Annotated in this window: 13 protein-coding genes and 1 other RNA gene; 6 read left to right on the top strand and 8 right to left on the bottom strand. The window is 66.4% G+C overall.

The genetic code is table 11. The features are described from left to right. Positions 1–17 precede the first annotated feature (17 nt). Complete coding sequence (gene ubiD, locus PX653_RS12275) at positions 18–1,502, top strand: 4-hydroxy-3-polyprenylbenzoate decarboxylase (protein ID WP_277418140.1); 1,485 nt, start codon at positions 18–20, stop codon at positions 1,500–1,502. A 35-nt stretch (positions 1,503–1,537) separates the two neighbouring features. Beyond that, an RNA gene (gene ffs / locus PX653_RS12270) (signal recognition particle sRNA small type) lies at positions 1,538–1,636 on the top strand. A gap of 195 nt (positions 1,637–1,831) precedes the next feature. On the opposite strand, the gene PX653_RS12265 is transcribed toward ffs, so the two are convergent. Then, on the bottom strand, positions 1,832–2,500 hold the full coding sequence (locus tag PX653_RS12265; RefSeq protein WP_277418139.1) for a hypothetical protein: 669 nt from the start codon (positions 2,498–2,500) through the stop codon (positions 1,832–1,834). Positions 2,501–2,605: 105 nt separating this feature from the next. Between PX653_RS12265 and PX653_RS12260 the strand changes: the two genes are divergently transcribed. From PX653_RS12260 to recR, 4 genes are read left to right on the top strand one after another with little or no spacing between them, the layout of a single operon-like run. Further along, positions 2,606–4,903: a DNA polymerase III subunit gamma/tau gene (locus PX653_RS12260; protein WP_277418138.1), complete on the top strand. Its 2,298-nt coding sequence runs from the start codon at positions 2,606–2,608 to the stop codon at positions 4,901–4,903. Positions 4,904–4,950: 47 nt separating this feature from the next. Beyond that, positions 4,951–5,277, top strand: coding sequence for a YbaB/EbfC family nucleoid-associated protein (locus PX653_RS12255; protein ID WP_277418137.1), 327 nt, complete (start codon positions 4,951–4,953; stop codon positions 5,275–5,277). Between the two features lie 4 nt (positions 5,278–5,281). After that, positions 5,282–5,572: a YciI family protein gene (locus tag PX653_RS12250; RefSeq protein ID WP_277418136.1), complete on the top strand. Its 291-nt coding sequence runs from the start codon at positions 5,282–5,284 to the stop codon at positions 5,570–5,572. 1 nt (position 5,573) lies between these two features. Then, on the top strand, positions 5,574–6,164 hold the full coding sequence (gene recR, locus PX653_RS12245) for a recombination mediator RecR (protein ID WP_277418135.1): 591 nt from the start codon (positions 5,574–5,576) through the stop codon (positions 6,162–6,164). Positions 6,165–6,191: 27 nt separating this feature from the next. Here the strand turns inward: recR and PX653_RS12240 are convergent, their stop codons facing one another. The 7 genes from PX653_RS12240 to PX653_RS12210 all read right to left on the bottom strand — a co-directional run bounded on the left by PX653_RS12240 (position 6,192) and on the right by PX653_RS12210 (position 15,547). Next, a complete protein-coding gene (locus PX653_RS12240; protein WP_277418134.1) occupies positions 6,192–6,518 on the bottom strand; it encodes a hypothetical protein in 327 nt (108 codons plus the stop codon). A 10-nt stretch (positions 6,519–6,528) separates the two neighbouring features. After that, on the bottom strand, positions 6,529–6,828 hold the full coding sequence (locus PX653_RS12235) for a hypothetical protein (protein ID WP_277418133.1): 300 nt from the start codon (positions 6,826–6,828) through the stop codon (positions 6,529–6,531). Beyond that, positions 6,825–8,948, bottom strand: coding sequence for a putative bifunctional diguanylate cyclase/phosphodiesterase (locus tag PX653_RS12230; RefSeq protein WP_277418132.1), 2,124 nt, complete (start codon positions 8,946–8,948; stop codon positions 6,825–6,827). Before PX653_RS12230 ends, PX653_RS12235 begins: the two co-directional genes overlap by 4 nt. Next, positions 8,949–11,810: a response regulator gene (locus tag PX653_RS12225; RefSeq protein ID WP_277418131.1), complete on the bottom strand. Its 2,862-nt coding sequence runs from the start codon at positions 11,808–11,810 to the stop codon at positions 8,949–8,951. It abuts the gene before it with no gap. A 106-nt stretch (positions 11,811–11,916) separates the two neighbouring features. Then, positions 11,917–13,119, bottom strand: coding sequence for an ISL3 family transposase (locus PX653_RS12220; protein WP_277415381.1), 1,203 nt, complete (start codon positions 13,117–13,119; stop codon positions 11,917–11,919). A 166-nt stretch (positions 13,120–13,285) separates the two neighbouring features. Next, positions 13,286–13,486 (bottom strand): YbdD/YjiX family protein, encoded by a 201-nt coding sequence (locus PX653_RS12215; RefSeq protein ID WP_112937846.1) that lies wholly within the window; start codon positions 13,484–13,486, stop codon positions 13,286–13,288. Beyond that, the gene (locus tag PX653_RS12210) at positions 13,487–15,547 is read right to left on the bottom strand and encodes a carbon starvation CstA family protein (RefSeq protein ID WP_277418130.1); all 2,061 of its coding nucleotides are present in this window, start codon (positions 15,545–15,547) and stop codon (positions 13,487–13,489) included. Positions 15,548–15,635: the final 88 nt, after the last annotated feature.

Here is a 15,635-nt window from a genome sequence, read left to right as displayed (position 1 = left end):
AAAAACGTAAAAATTGTATGAAATATTCAGATCTGCGGGATTTTATTGCTCAGTTGCAAAAAATTGGCGAGTTGAAGACCGTTTCCTTGCCAATTTCGCCACATTTGGAGATGACCGAGGTGTGCGACCGGACCTTGCGCGCGGGCGGGCCGGCCCTGTTGTTTGAAAAACCGGCCGGTTTCGACATCCCTGTGCTGGCCAACCTGTTCGGCACGCCGCGCCGCGTGGCGCTCGGCATGGGCGCGGAGGACGTCGGCGAACTGCGCCGCATCGGCCATGTGCTGGCGCGGCTGAAGGAGCCCGAACCGCCCAAGGGCTTCAAGGACATCATGGACATGGGCTCGCTCGTCAAGGCCGTGTGGGACATGGCGCCGAAGGAGCAGCGCAGCGCCCCATGCCAGGAGATCGTCTGGGAAGGCAACGACGTCGACCTGGGCCGCCTGCCGATCCAGCACTGCTGGCCGGGCGACGTGGCGCCGCTGATCACGTGGGGCCTCGTCATCACGAAGGGCCCCAACAAGAAGCGCCAGAACCTGGGCATCTACCGCCAGCAAGTACTGGGACACAACAAGGTCATCATGCGCTGGCTGGCGCATCGCGGGGGCGCACTGGACTTTCGCGAGCATTGCCTGAAGAACCCCGGCCAGCCGTACCCGATCGCGGTTGCACTGGGCGCCGACCCGGCCACGATCCTGGGGGCGGTGACGCCGGTGCCGGACAGCCTGTCCGAATACCAGTTCGCCGGCCTGCTGCGCGGCAGCCGTACCGAGCTCGTCAAGGCGATCGGCAGCGAGCTGAGGGTGCCGGCCTCCGCCGAGATCGTACTGGAAGGGCATATCTATCCCGACGAGAACCATCCGTCCGGCTACGAGCATGCGCTGGAAGGCCCGTACGGCGACCATACCGGTTATTACAATGAGCAGGATTGGTTCCCGGTGTTTACGATCGACCGCATCACGATGCGCCGCGACCCCATCTATCACTCCACCTACACGGGCAAGCCGCCGGACGAGCCCGCGGTGCTGGGCCTGGCACTGAACGAAGTGTTCGTACCGCTGCTGCAGAAGCAGTTCAGCGAGATCACGGATTTCTACCTGCCGCCGGAAGGGTGCAGCTACCGCATGGCCGTCGTGCAGATCCGCAAGCAGTACGCAGGCCATGCCAAGCGGGTGATGTTCGGCGTGTGGAGCTTCCTGCGCCAGTTCATGTATACCAAGTTCATCGTCGTGGTGGACGAGGACGTCAATATCCGCGACTGGAAGGAAGTGATCTGGGCAATCACGACCCGGGTCGACCCGACCCGCGACACGACGCTCGTCGACAACACGCCGATCGACTACCTGGACTTCGCGTCGCCCGTCAGTGGCCTGGGCAGCAAGATGGGTATCGACGCCACCAACAAGTGGCCGGGCGAAACGAACCGCGAGTGGGGCACGACGATCCAGATGACGCCGGAAGTGAAGGCCAAGGTGGACACGATCTGGCAGCAGCTGGGGCTGTAACCGCGCACGTACAAACGCGTGTTATAATACGGTCTGGCGGGCCCCTGCGCATTGCGGCATGGCTAACCTGGTCAGGTCGGGAACGAAGCAGCCACAGCTGTTCACCGCAAGTGCCGCAGATCAGGCTCGCCTCCTAATCTCCCAAAAAAGCTGCCTCGGCAGCTTTTTTGTTGTCCGCTACAGCCGAGCACGTGTCCACCATGGGGTCACACCCCGACATGGACACAGCCTCAGCGGCACCACGAACGGGCGCGACCGGCTTTACTGCCCAGCTCGTGTCTTTGTCGGGGTGTGACCCCCAGGTGGACACGGCCCCGGCCGTGGGGCGCTTATTCGCTGTCCAGCTCCGCTTCGCGCGGCCGGGCGCTCAGCACCATCGGCGGGTTTTCCTTGACGAGCGCGGCGTCCGGCTTCAGCCGGATCTGGTGCTTGCCGTCCGTCGCGTACTGCTTCGGACCCGCCTTGGCCTGGATCGTCACCTGGGCCGGCTGGTCGAACTTCAGGATGACGGAGCGGATCGTCGGCGCGAACATGCTGAGCGCGCCGGCGATCTTGCCGATGGCCGCGTTCGATTGCGGAATGCTGCTCATCAGCGCGCCATACGACCACTGCGTGCCCGCGGGGACGACGGCGTTCATGGCGGGGCCCACGCCGACCTTGGAACTCTTCGGCTGGTTCGTCATGATCTTCGCATCCTCGGCCAGCCACTGGGGATTCGGCGCCAGCCGCAGGTTGCCGTCGGCGTCGACCGGCAGGGGCGTGCGTCCACCGGCGTGGACGACGGTCAACACGAGGTCGCGCGGCTTGACGTCCTGGTTCGACGGCACCAGGTGGACATACATGTCGAGCTTGTCCCGCTCGGCCGGCGCCAGTGCATAGAACTTGTCGAGGCGGCTGACTTCCATCAGTTTCTTGTACGGCAGCCATTCGCGTTCTTCGGCAAATGCGGAAGGATGCAGGCTCAACAACAACGGCAGCAGCGGAAGCAGTCTCTTCATGTTGTCCATTCTTATCAGAAAGAAAAGCCCAGTGTAGCGCAGGCATGCCTGGCCGGGGAACCTGTTGTTGACCTCAGGGGCGCTCGTCTGCGGTAAAATCGCGGCATGTCCTATCAAGTCCTCGCCCGCAAATACCGTCCCCGGAACTTTGAAACGCTCGTTGGCCAGGAGCACGTCGTCCGTGCCCTGACGCATGCGCTCGGTACCGGCCGGTTGCACCACGCCTATCTGTTCACCGGCACGCGGGGGGTGGGCAAGACCACGCTGTCGCGCATCCTGGCGAAATCGCTCAACTGCACGGGGCCGGATGGCAATGGCGGCATCACGGCCACGCCGTGCGGCGCGTGCGAGGCGTGCACGGCGATCGATGGCGGCCGCTTCGTTGACTATATAGAGATGGACGCGGCATCCAACCGCGGCGTCGACGAAATGGCGCAGCTGCTGGAGCAGGCGGTGTACGCGCCGTCCAATGCACGCTTCAAGGTCTACATGATCGACGAGGTGCACATGCTGACCAACCACGCCTTCAACGCGATGCTGAAGACGCTGGAGGAGCCGCCCGAGCACGTCAAGTTCATCCTGGCGACAACGGACCCGCAGAAGATTCCCGTCACCGTGCTGTCGCGCTGCCTGCAGTTCAACCTGAAGCAGATGCCGCCCGGGCACATCGTGGGCCACCTGGAAAATATCCTGGGCCAGGAAAACGTGACGTTCGAGCAGCCGGCCCTGCGCCTGCTGGCGCAGGGCGCGCACGGTTCCATGCGCGATGCGCTGTCGCTGACCGACCAGGCCATCGCCTACGCGGCCGGGGCCGTCACGCTGGAAGCGGTGCAGGGCATGCTGGGCGCGCTGGACCAGTCCTACCTGATCCGCCTGCTGGACGCGCTGGCGCAGCGCGACGGCGCCGACCTGCTGGCGGTGGCCGACGAGATGGCCAGCCGCTCGCTGTCGTACAACGGCGCGCTGCAGGACCTGGGCACCTTGCTGCACCGGATCGCGCTGGCGCAGACGGTGCCGGCGGCCGTGCCGGAAGACCTGCCGGAATATGCCGACATCATCCGCCTGGCCGGCCTGTTCGATGCCGAGGAAGTGCAGCTGTATTACCAGATCGCCGTGCACGGCCGCAACGAGCTGGGCCTGGCGCCGGACGAATACGCGGGCTTCTCGATGACGCTGCTGCGCATGCTGGCCTTTCGCCCCGGCGTCGGCGCCGCCGAAGGCGCGCCCACGGCCGCCCCGGTAGCGGCGCGGCCGGCCGGCCCGAACCCTGCCCGCGCCGCCGCGGCCGCTGCTGGCGGCCAGGCGGTGGCGTCCGCGCCGGCCCGTCCGTCCGCCCCGGCTGCCGCCATGCCGGCAGCGCCAGTGCAGCCACCACCACCGGTGCAACCGCCGGCCGCCGCGCGTCCGCAGCCGGCGCCGCCAGCGCACCCACCGGTGCAGCCGCCCGCACCGGTCGCGCCGCAGGCCAGCGCGAACCGTCCCGCCGGCGGCCCCGTGAGCCCGGCACGCGCCGCCATCAACGCGGCACTGGAAGCGGCCCGCGCGGCGACGGCGGCCCGCACCGGTGCAAGGCCGCCCGCCCGCGCTGCCGAGGAAAGTACCGCCGCGGTGGTCGCGCCGCCGCCGCAAGCCGGTGGCAGCGCGCCGCAAGGCGCTCAGGCCCGCCAGGCGCCGGGCCGTCCCGCGCCATGGGAGGACGACCCCGCCGGCCTGACGATGGGCTCGGCCGCGGTGCTGGAAGCGCCGCCGCCCGTACAACAGGGTCACGCTCAGGTTCAGGCCCAGCCGCGCCAGGCGACGCCAAGCGCGCCGCCACGCCAGGTGGCGGAAGAAGACGACCTGCCGCCCTGGGTCACGGAATTCTCCGACGACAGCGCGGTGCCCGCTGCCCGCAGCGAGGCCGCACCGGCGCCCGCGCCGGCAGCGGCGCCGGCTGTCCCGGCGCGCCAGGCCGCCCCGGCGCAGGCACCGTATGCCTACGTCATCACGCCGGTACCGGAACTGGATTGGGACGGCAACTGGCCGCTGCTGGCCGCCCACCTGCCGCTGCGCGGCGTGGCGCAGCAACTGGCGACGCAGGCCGAACTGATCGACTGCACCATCGACGGCAATGCCGCGTTGTTCCGCCTGCGCTGCCCGATCGACACGTGGCGCACGCCGCCCAACGTGGAAAAACTGACGGCCGCGCTGGCCGAGCGCTTCGACCGTCCCGTGCGGGTGGAGACCGAACTGGGGCCGGTCTGGTATACGACGACGGCCGAACAGCAGGTCCACCGCGAAGCCTGCCAACGCAAGGCGGAGGAGGCCGTGCATGGCGATCCGTTCGTGCAAAGCATGGTGCGCGAGTTTGGCGCGTTCGTCGTGCCCGGCTCGATCGTGGCACCCGTGACGCCGGCCCATTGACGTCGGTCCATTAGAATACGCATTTACCCCTTACGGAGAACCACATCATGATGAAAAACCAGCTCGCCGGCCTGATGAAGCAGGCGCAAGCAATGCAGGACAATATGAAGAAGGCGCAGGAGTCGCTGGCGCTGATCGAGGTGGAAGGCCAGTCCGGCGCCGGCCTCGTCAAGGTGGTCATGACCTGCAAGAACGATGTCAAGCGCGTGTCGATCGACCCGTCGCTGCTGGCCGACGACAAGGACATGCTGGAAGACCTGGTCGCCGCCGCCTTCAACGACGCCGTGCGCAAGGCCGAAGCCACCGCCGCCGAAAAGATGAGCGGGCTGACCTCCGGCATGAACCTGCCGGCCGGCTTCAAGATGCCATTCTGACGCCATGTTCGTCATCACGCTCACGTACGAGAAGCCCACCGAGGAGATCGATGCGCTGCTGGCCGCGCATCGCGCCTTCCTGCGCGAGCAGTATGACAATGGCGTGTTCCTGATGTCGGGCCGCATGGTGCCCCGCACCGGCGGCATCATCATCGCCAGCGCCGACAGCCGGGCCGACATCGAGGCGATCGTCGAGCTCGATCCGTTCAAGCAGGCCGGCGCCGCCAGCTACCAGATCACGGAGTTCGTGCCGACGATGACGGCCGATATCCTGGCCGCCTTCCGCCAGCACTGACATGGCGAAATCGCTGGAGTTCCTGACGGAGGCGCTGCGACGCCTGCCCGGCGTCGGTCCCAAATCCGCGCAACGCATGGCCTTCCACCTGCTGCAGCATGACCGCGAAGGCGCGGCGATGCTGTCGCGCGCGCTGTACCAGGCCGTCGAGGCCGTGCATCACTGCGCCCTGTGCAACACGTTCACGGAACTCGAGGTGTGCGAGATGTGCGCCGACGAGTCGCGCGACCGGCGGCTGCTGTGCGTCGTCGAGACGCCGGCCGACCAGATGATGATCGAGCAGACCCTGACGTACAAGGGCCTGTACTTCGTGCTGATGGGGCGCCTGTCGCCGCTGGACGGCATCGGCCCCAAGGACATCCACCTGGAAAAGCTGCTGGCGCGGGCCGCCGACGGCACCGTCACGGAGGTGGTGCTGGCCACCAACTTCACCAACGAGGGCGAGGCCACGGCGCACTACATCAGCGAGATGCTGAAGGCGCGCGGGCTGCAGGTCAGCCGGCTGGCGCGCGGCGTGCCGGTCGGTGGCGAGCTGGAGTATGTGGATGCGGGGACGATCGCGCGGGCGATGCTGGACCGGCGCTCTACGTAGAAAGCCGAAGGGACAGAAAATCCGGCGTTACAGCGGCGCCAGCTGCATCGACTGGGCCAGCGCGGCCGGGTAGACGTGGCTGATGGTACCGCTGGCGATGGTCTTGCCTTCCCACAGCGTGATGGGCGCGCCGATGCGCAGCCGCTCTTCGGCATGCTCGCGCCGCAGGAACTTGACGGGCAGTTCGTACTGCTGGCCCGGTTGCAGCACCAGGCCGTCCAGCAGCAGGCGACAATCGTAACCTTCACCGTCGACGAACAGCGGGCAGCCGAACGTGCGCCCACTGGCGGGCTGGGCGCGGCCGCCTTCTTCGGGCGACAGGAAACGGACGGTGATCAGGGCATCGGCTTGCATCGTATTCTCCTCAGCCAACCTGCGTTCTGACGACCCATGGCTGCAGGCCCGCCAGTCGTTCGCTGCCCAGCACGACCACGCGGATGCCGCGGTCGACGTGGGCTGCAGATGTCAAGTCTACCCCAATTTCCAAGGTAATGATTGCGTAAGGCGGGTCCCCGAACGCGTGGACGGCCTGCCGGGCGTACCACACCGCTTCGTCCTCGCTGAGCGTGAAGTACTTGACCAGGATGCCGTCCGGATTGCGCAGCCGGTGGAACAGGCGCAGGTCCGCCAGTTCATCCGGCCCCACCGCCCGGTACAGCTTCATCGCGCCAGCCGCAGTGGCGCCGTGCCCGCCAGCATCTGCGCGATCGCCTCGATCGATTGTGGCCGCCCCAGCAGGTAGCCCTGCGCCATGTCGCAGCCGTACTGCTCCAGCAGCGCCAGCTGTTCGTCCGTTTCGACGCCTTCGGCCACCACCGCCATCTTGAGGCCATGGGCCATGGCGATGATGGCGCGCGTGATGGCCGCGTTTTCCGAGTCCTGCGGCAGGCCGCTGATGAAGCTCTTGTCGATCTTCAGCGCGCGCACGTCGAAGCGCTTCAGGTAGTTCATCGACGAGTAGCCCGTGCCGAAGTCGTCGATCGACAGCCAGATGCCGATCGCGCGCAGCTGTTCCAGCGTCGCCAGCGTGGCGCGCGCGTCGTCCATCAAGGTACCCTCGGTCAGCTCCAGTTCCAGCAGGCGCGGGTCGAGGCCCGTGTCGTGCAGCACGGCGAGCACGGTCTGCGCCAGGTTCTCGTCCTTGAACTGGCGTGCCGACAGGTTGACGGCCACGCGCACCGCGCGCCGGCATTCCTGCTGCCACGCGCGCGCCTGCAGGCAGGCGGTGCGCAGCACCCATTCGCCGATCGGCACGATCAGCCCCGTCTCTTCCGCCAGCGGGATGAAGTCGTTGGGCGGGATGATGCCGTGTTCCGGATGGCGCCAGCGCACCAGCGCCTCGACGCCGACGACCTGCGCGCTGCGTACGTCGATCTGCGGCTGGTACTGCAGGTACAGCTCGTTGTGCTGCAGCGCGCGGCGCAATCCCACTTCCAGCTTCACGTGGCTCATGATCTGCGTCGTCAGCGCGGAGCTGTACAACTTGGCGTTGTTCTTGCCGCAGTTCTTGGCGTGGTACATCGCCGTGTCGGCGTATTTCAGCAGCGACGTGGCGTCCTCGCCGTCCTCCGGATACAGCGAGATGCCGATGCTGGCCGTGACGAAGATCTCGTGGCCGTCCAGGTGGAACGGCCGGCGCATCGCATCCTTGACGCGGTGCGCGACGGTCAGCGCATCCTGCACGTTGTCGAGGTCCGGGATCAGGATCGTGAACTCGTCGCCGCCCAGGCGCGCCAGGTTGCTGCCCCGCTTGTGCCCGGCGGTGTCCAGGTGCGCCACCATGTCGCTGGGCCGGATGGTGTCGTGCAGCCGTTCCGACACCACCTTCAGCAGCAGGTCGCCCACGTCGTGGCCCAGCGTATCGTTGATGCGCTTGAACGAATCGAGGTCCATGAACAGGATGGCGAACTTGCGCCCGCCCTGGCGCGAGCGTACCAGCTCGCGCTCCAGCGTTTCCAGGAACGCCTGCCGGTTCGGGATGCCCGTCAGGCTGTCGCAATAGGCCAGGCGGCGGATCTGCTCCTCCGTGCGCTTGCGTTCGCTGATGTCGCGCACGAGGCCCAGCACTTCGCCCGCCCCGGTACCCACCAGGCGCGCCTCGAAATGGTGGACCGTGTCGCCGGCCGCCAGCTCGTAGTCGACGGCGCGCACGGTCTGCGTGCGCAGTACGCCATCGAGCTGTTCGAGCAGACGGCGCGCGATCGGTTCGGGCAGCACGTCGCGCACGTGACGGCCCACGCAGTGCTGCTGCGCCAGCACGGCGGTGGGGGAGTGGCCCTGCTCGTAGTCGAGGTAATAGCCGTCCGGGCTCAGGCGGAAGAACGTGTCGGGAATGGCGGCCAGCACGGCGCGGTTGTGGGCGTCGGCGATGCGCAGCCGCGCGATGGCGTCGCTGGCGCGCAGCACGTACAGCACACGGTGGCCCAGGATCGGCCAGTTGATCGGCTTCGAGACGAAGTCGGTGGCGCCGCATTCGTAGGCCTGGGTGACGGCCTCCAGGTCGTCGCCGCCCGTCACCATGATGACGGGCACCGTGGCGTTGCGCTGGCGTTCCAGTGTGCGGATGGCGCGACAGACGGCGAAGCCGTCCATGCGCGGCATCTCGACGTCGAGCAATACCAGGTCCGGCGCCTGCCGCTCGAAACAGGCGATGGCCGTGGCGCCGTCGGCCGCCTCGATGCCGGCCAGGCCTACCTGGGCCAGCATTTCCAGCATCAGCAGACGCATGACGGGATCGTCGTCGGCCACCAGCACCGTACCGCGTGAGGAGGGGATGGTTGCCATTCAGGTCTCCTTGATGAGGATTGCTTCCAGCGCCAGCCGCACGGCGTGGAACTCGCGTTCCATGCCCGCCAGCAGGGCCGGGGCGCCCGCCGTGCTGTCGTTGCGGCCCAGCTGTTCCATGTCCTTGCACAGCTGCGCAAGGGAGTCGGCGCCCACGTTCGCACTGGCCGACTTCAGGCTGTGCGCGGCGCGGCGCAGGCCGGCCGTGTTCGCGTCCGTCAGCGCGGCACGCAAGGTCTGCAGGTGCGTGGGCGTGTCCGCCACGAAGGCCTCGATCACCCGTTGCAGCAGCGCTTCGCCCTTGTCGGCGCTGAGGGCGCGGATCGCGTCCAGGGCGCGGCGATTCAGCGCGCCGCCCGGGCGGGCGGCTGGCGGTGGCGGGTCGACTGGCGGCGTGCCCAGCGGGGCGGGATGGCGCGATGGCATGGCGCCATCGGCATGGTGGACGGTCGCGGCGCGCGGCAGCGCGATCCAGCGCGCCAGCGTGTCCGACAGGGACTGCTGCGTGAACGGCTTGGACAGGTAGTCGTCCATCCCCGCCGCCAGGCATGTCTCGCGGTCGCCCTGCAGCGCGTTGGCCGTGATGGCGATGACGGGCAACTGGCGCGCGCGGCCTTGCTGCTGCTCGTAGCGGCGGATCTCCGCGGTGGCCGCCATGCCGTCCATCACGGGCATCTGGCAATCCATCAGCACCAGGTCGAAGTCGTCGCGGCACACGGCGGCCAGGGCCTCCTCGCCGTTGCAGGCACGCGCGACGTCCAGGCCCAGCCCTTCCAGCATGGCCGACGCCACCTCCACGTTGACGGGATTGTCCTCGGCCAGCAGGACCCGGTGGCGCCGGCGCGGCTGGCCGCGCTGCGCGGCGTGCACGAGGGGCTGCGGCGAGGCCGTGCGGATGCCTTCGCTGGCACGCAGCGGCGTGACGATGCAGTCATACAGGTCGCACTCGCGTGCCGGCTTGATCAGCTGGAAGGCGACGCCGGCTTCGCGCCGCTGCACCGTGTCGGCCGCATTGCGCTCGGTCGACAGCAGCAGCAGGCGCACGCCCGCCAGCGCGGGATCGGCCTTGATCTCGGCCGCCAGCGCCAGGCCGCTGACCTGGGCCAGCTCCATGTCCAGCAGTGCCACGTCGTATGGCTGGCCACAGGCGATGGCGGCCTTCAGCAGGCGCAGGCAGTCGTCGGCACCAGCGGCGCTGTCGGACTTCAGGTGCCAGCGCGACAGGAGGGTCTCGAGCGTGGCGCGGCTGTCCGGCTGGCGGTCGACGATCAGCGCGCGCAGGCCCTTGGTGGTCTTCTGGTTGAACGACGCCTCGTCCGCGTCGACGCGGCGCTTGTCGAACTGCACGGTGAACCAGAAGATCGAGCCGGCCGTGCCGGCGCCCGTCATCAGGGCGTTGTCAACGCCGATCGCCCCGCCCATCAGCTCCACCAGCTGCTTGGAGATCGCCAGGCCCAGGCCGGTGCCGCCATGCTTGCGGGTGGTCGAGCCGTCCGCCTGCGAGAACGAGTCGAAGATGCGGCTGCGCGCCTCGCGCGACACGCCCACGCCCGTGTCCTGCACTTCCACCTTCAGTCGCACCGACTGCGCATCCTCGGCCATCACGCCCACGCGCACCGTGATGCAACCCTTGTCGGTGAACTTGATCGCATTGCCCAGCAGGTTGACGATGACCTGGCGCAGCCGGTTCGGATCGCCGCAGATGGCGACAGGGATGTCGTGCGCGATGGCGAAGTGCAGCTCCAGGCCCTTGGCCTCGGCCTGGGGCGAGAACACGTAGTCGATGTCGTCCAGCAGCTCGCGCAGGTTGAAGTGGATGTACTCGACCGTCAGCTTGCCCGCCTCCACCTTGGAGAAGTCGAGGATGTCGTTGATGATCACGAGCAGGTGTTCGCCGGAGCGCTTGACCATGCCGGTGTAGTGGCGCTGCTGTTCCGTCATCGCGGTGTTAAGGAGCAGCTCCGTCATGCCCAGCACCCCGTTCATCGGCGTGCGAATCTCGTGGCTCATATTGGCCAGGAAGGCACTCTTGGCCTGGCTCGCCGCCTCGGCCGCGTTCTTGGCCTTCTCCAGCTGCTCGGTGCGCACGCCGACCTGGCGCTCCAGCTGGTCGCGGTACTGGGCCAGCTTGGTGTCGCGGTGCTCGATCTGCGCCAGCATGTCGTTGAAGCTGTCGATCAACGTGCCCAGTTCGTCGTGGCGCTCGTGCTGCACCTGTGCGTAGGTCTGGCTGGTGGTGACGCGGCGCGACGCCGCGATCAGTTCGCCGATGGGGTGGGCGATACTGCCCTTGAAGCGGCCCGCCAGCACCAGCGCGACGACGAACGAGATGCCGGTGGCCAGCGTCGTGATGCCCAGGCTTTTCAGGATATCCATCCACATGCCACCCAGGCTGGCTTCGATCATGACGGCGCCGATCACGTGCCCGGCCGCGCGCACGGGCCGGTACACCTGCATCGCCCGGCGCCAGGGCGCCCCGGCCTGGGCCGGCGGCGCCGCGGCAGCCAGTTCGGCCATCCGCGCCAATGGCAGCGCGGGCAGTGGCTGTGCGGGTTGCGCGGGGTAGCTGGCAAACAGCCGGCCATCGCGGTCGAACAGGGCGGCCTGCGTGACGTCGTCCTGCACGGCCAGCGCGGCCAGCGCCTGCTCGGCCGTGACGCGGTCGGCGAACAGCAGGGGCGCGACGCTGTTGGCGCCGATCACGTCCGCCAGCGACGTGAGCTGCTTGGCCTCGTTCTCCGTATGGCTGAACAGCGACGTCAGCGCGAACGCGGCAAACACCAGCAGCAGCGCGCTGCCGGTGGACAGGACCGAGATGATCGTCAGCTTCTGGCTGAGACCGGAACGTTCGAAGTTGAGCATGAGGCGCCGGGGAATAATTCCAACTGGAAAAATATAAATGCTGGAATTTTTTACACCTTGATCTGGCGCTAAGTTCGAGGCCCCTCGGGTTTAAAAAAAAGGTTCTTCACGGATTTCCGGGGAAGGCAGCTTTGATCTTTAGGAAGAAAAATTCGCTGTCGCGGTAGCCGTAGGCCATGCGCTTCATGACCTTGATTCTGTTGTTGATTCCTTCTAGCTGGCCGGTATGCATCGGCCAGCGTACCCGCGCCACGATGCCGCGCCAGTAGGGTTTAAGCTTCCTGGCGAATTTTTGCAGCGGCTCGACGCCGCTTTCGTTTGCCATGCGCAGCCATGTTTGCCAAGCAGTTCGCCACTGCCAAGCGCCCTGCGCCGACCATAGTTCCTTCAACGCAGCCTTCATGATGTAGACGGTGCTCAGTGTCTGATTTGCTGCCAGTAGCTCGTCAAGGCTTGCCAGCTTTTCGGCCGGGATGTTGGCTCTGTTTCTTAACAGGAGCCAGCGAGCGCGCTTGACGACTTTACGCATTGGCAGATCATGCTTGAGCCGATTTGCCTCATCTACACGGACTCGATCAATCACCTCTCGGCCATATTTCGCAACCACGTGGAATAGGTCGTAGACGACGTGAGCCTGCGGACAGTGTTCCTTTACTTCGAGATCGAACGCCGTGTTCATGTCCATCGCAACAGCTTCGATTGCGCGGCAGCGTTCTGGTCCTAACCACTCAAAGAAAGGACGCAACGCTTCGCGGCTGCGTCCCTCGCCAACCCATAAAACACGCCGAGTGTCAGCGTCGAGCACTACCGTGGCATAGCGGTGCCCTTTATACAGAGCGAATTCATCCATGACCAAGCGGGTAGGCTGGGCATCTGGCAAGGCCGCAATCTGCGCTGCCAAGTTGGTACGCTCGATGCGTCGTACTGTGTCCCAGTGCAAGCCAGAGAGCTTGCAAACATGGGCCACTGGCAGTTTTTGGCACCATAGGCCCACGAACTCGGCCAGCCGTTGTGTCACCCGTGCATGACGGTCTAGCCACTTCACGCGCTCAGCTCGAGTCCCACATTCACTACAGCGAACACGCCGCAGACGCACCCGCAACCAGACCGGGTCGCCCAGCATTGGCATATCACGCACTACACGCCAGCCTGTTTCATGAATCTGCCAGCAGTTTGAATCGCAGCCCGAGCACACTAGTGGGGCCCTTGGGTCAGGAACCAACGTGATCCACGTTGCACCATTCTTGCGCTCGAGGTCAGACGCGAGAAAACCTTCCCAGAATGGAAGGCCGAGATTATTATCTTGCATGAAAGCGGTAAGTTGAGTTCAGTACTGTTGGTCGCACAACAAGTCTAACTCTTCTCTACCGCTTTCCTGTTTTTCGGCGCACCTTCCCGGAAATCCGTGAAGAACCAAAAAAAAGCCCGGCCGCAAAACGCGACCGGGCTTCGAGCCGATGAAGAGCAGGGCGCCGTCAGCAGCACCCACCCCGCTTGCCGGCCCCGCCGTAGCGGGCCTCCTGGCGCTCCTTGAAGAACTCCTCGTAGCTCATGATGGGCTGGTCCGGGTGGTTCGCTTCGCAGTGCGCCACGTAGGTGTCGTACTCGGGCAGGCCGACCATCAGGCGCATGCTTTGCCCCAGGTAGCGGCCGGCCTTGACGATTTCGTCGAACATTTACTGCGCCGCCGGCATCAGCTGCGCCGGCGTCTCCTTGTGGCTCGGTTGTGCCGCGGCACGGGCGCGCAGGGCCATGCGCACGCCGAACACCAGCACCGAGAGCACGACGACCATGAAGAAGCCGGCCAGGGTGGCATTGACGTAGTCGTTGAAGATCACCTGCTGCATCTGCTCGAGCGACTTGGCCGGTGCCAGCACCTCGCCCTTGGCCAGCGCGGCCGAGTACTTGTCGGCGTGCGCCAGGAAGCCGATCTTGGCATTGGCGTCGAAGATCTTCTGGTAGCCCGCCGTCAGGGTGCACAGCAGCAGCCAGATGGTCGGCACGATCGTCACCCACGCATACTGGCCGCGCTTCATCTTGAACAGCACGACGGTCGCGAGGATCAGCGCGATCCCGGCCAGCATCTGGTTGGCGATGCCGAACAGCGGCCACAGGGTGTTGATGCCGCCCAGCGGATCGACTACGCCCTGGTACAGGAAGTAACCCCATGCCGCCACGCACAGGCCGGTGGCGAGCAGGCTGGCGAACACGTTGTCGGTCTGCTTCAGGGCGGGCACGAAGGCGCCCAGCAGGTCCTGCAGCATGAAGCGGCCGGCGCGGGTGCCGGCATCCACCGCGGTCAGGATGAACAGGGCCTCGAACAGGATGGCGAAGTGGTACCAGAACGCCATCATGGCCTGGCCGCCGATTACGTTCGACAGGATGTGCGCCATGCCGACGGCCAGCGTGGGCGCGCCGCCGGCGCGCGAGATGATGGTGTGCTCGCCGACGTCCTTGGCCATCTGCGTCAGCATGTCGGGCGTCACGTAGAAGCCCCACTGCGAGATCGCCTGGGCCGCCGATTCGGCCGTCGTGCCGATCAGCGCGGCCGGGCTGTTCATCGCGAAGTAGACACCCGGCTCGATGGTGGACGCTGCCACCAGGGCCATGATGGCGACGAAGGACTCCATCAGCATCGCGCCATAGCCGATGAAGCGGGCGTGCGATTCGTTCTCGATCATCTTCGGCGTGGTGCCGGACGAGATCAGCGCATGGAAGCCGGACACGGCGCCGCAGGCGATCGTGATGAACAGGAACGGGAACAGGTTGCCCGTCCAGACCGGGCCCGTGCCGTCGATGAACCGCGTCAGCGACGGCATCTTCAGCATCGGCGCGACGATCACGATGCCCACCGCCAGGCCGACGATGGTGCCGATCTTCAGGAACGTGGACAGGTAGTCGCGCGGGGCCAGCAGCAGCCAGACCGGCAGCACGGAAGCGATGAATCCGTAGCCGATCAGCATCCACGTCAGCTCGGTGCCGGTGAAGTCGAACATGGCACCCCAGACGGGGTGCTCCTGCACGTACTGGCCGCCCACGATCGCCAGCATCAGCAGCACGAAGCCGATGATCGACACCTCGCCGATGCGGCCCACGCGCAGGTAGCGCGAGTACAGGCCCATGAAGACGGCGATCGGGATCGTCGCCATCACGGTGAAGGTGCCCCACGGCGAGCCGGTCAGGGCTTTCACGACGATCAGCGCCAGCACGGCCAGGATGATCACCATGATCATGAAGGTGCCGAAGAGGGCGATGGTGCCGGGGATCGGGCCCAGCTCGGACTTGATCAGGTCGCCCAGCGAGCGCCCGTCGCGGCGCATCGACAGGAACAGCACGAAGAAGTCCTGCACGGCGCCGGCGAACACGACGCCGGCCAGGATCCACAGCATGCCGGGCAGGTAGCCCATCTGCGCCGCCAGCACGGGGCCGACCAGCGGGCCGGCGCCGGCGATCGCCGCGAAGTGGTGGCCGAACAGCACGTTCTTGTTGGTGGGGACGTAATCGAGGCCGTCGTTGTGCTTGTAGGCCGGCGTCATGCGGCGCGGGTCCAGGCCCATCACGTCGCGCGCGATGTACAGGCTGTAGAAGCGGTAGGCGATCAGGTAGACGCAGACGGCCGCGATGACGATCCAGATGGCGCTGACCGGTTCGCCCCGCTTCAGGGCGATGACGCCCAGCGAAGCCGCGCCGGCCAGCGACAATGCCGCCCAGCCGAGCTTTTTGTAGAGCTGTTGCATGGTTCCTCCAATGTGCTGCTGCCAGCCGCCGGCGGCGGTCTGCGCGCAACTTATCGGCAGTATTCACGACGTGTATAACTGTCGCAAG

Origin of the sequence: Pseudoduganella chitinolytica (genome assembly GCF_029028125.1) — a bacterium.
GTDB lineage: Bacteria > Pseudomonadota > Gammaproteobacteria > Burkholderiales > Burkholderiaceae_D > Rugamonas > Rugamonas chitinolytica.
This window is presented reverse-complemented; position numbering and strand designations above follow the sequence as displayed.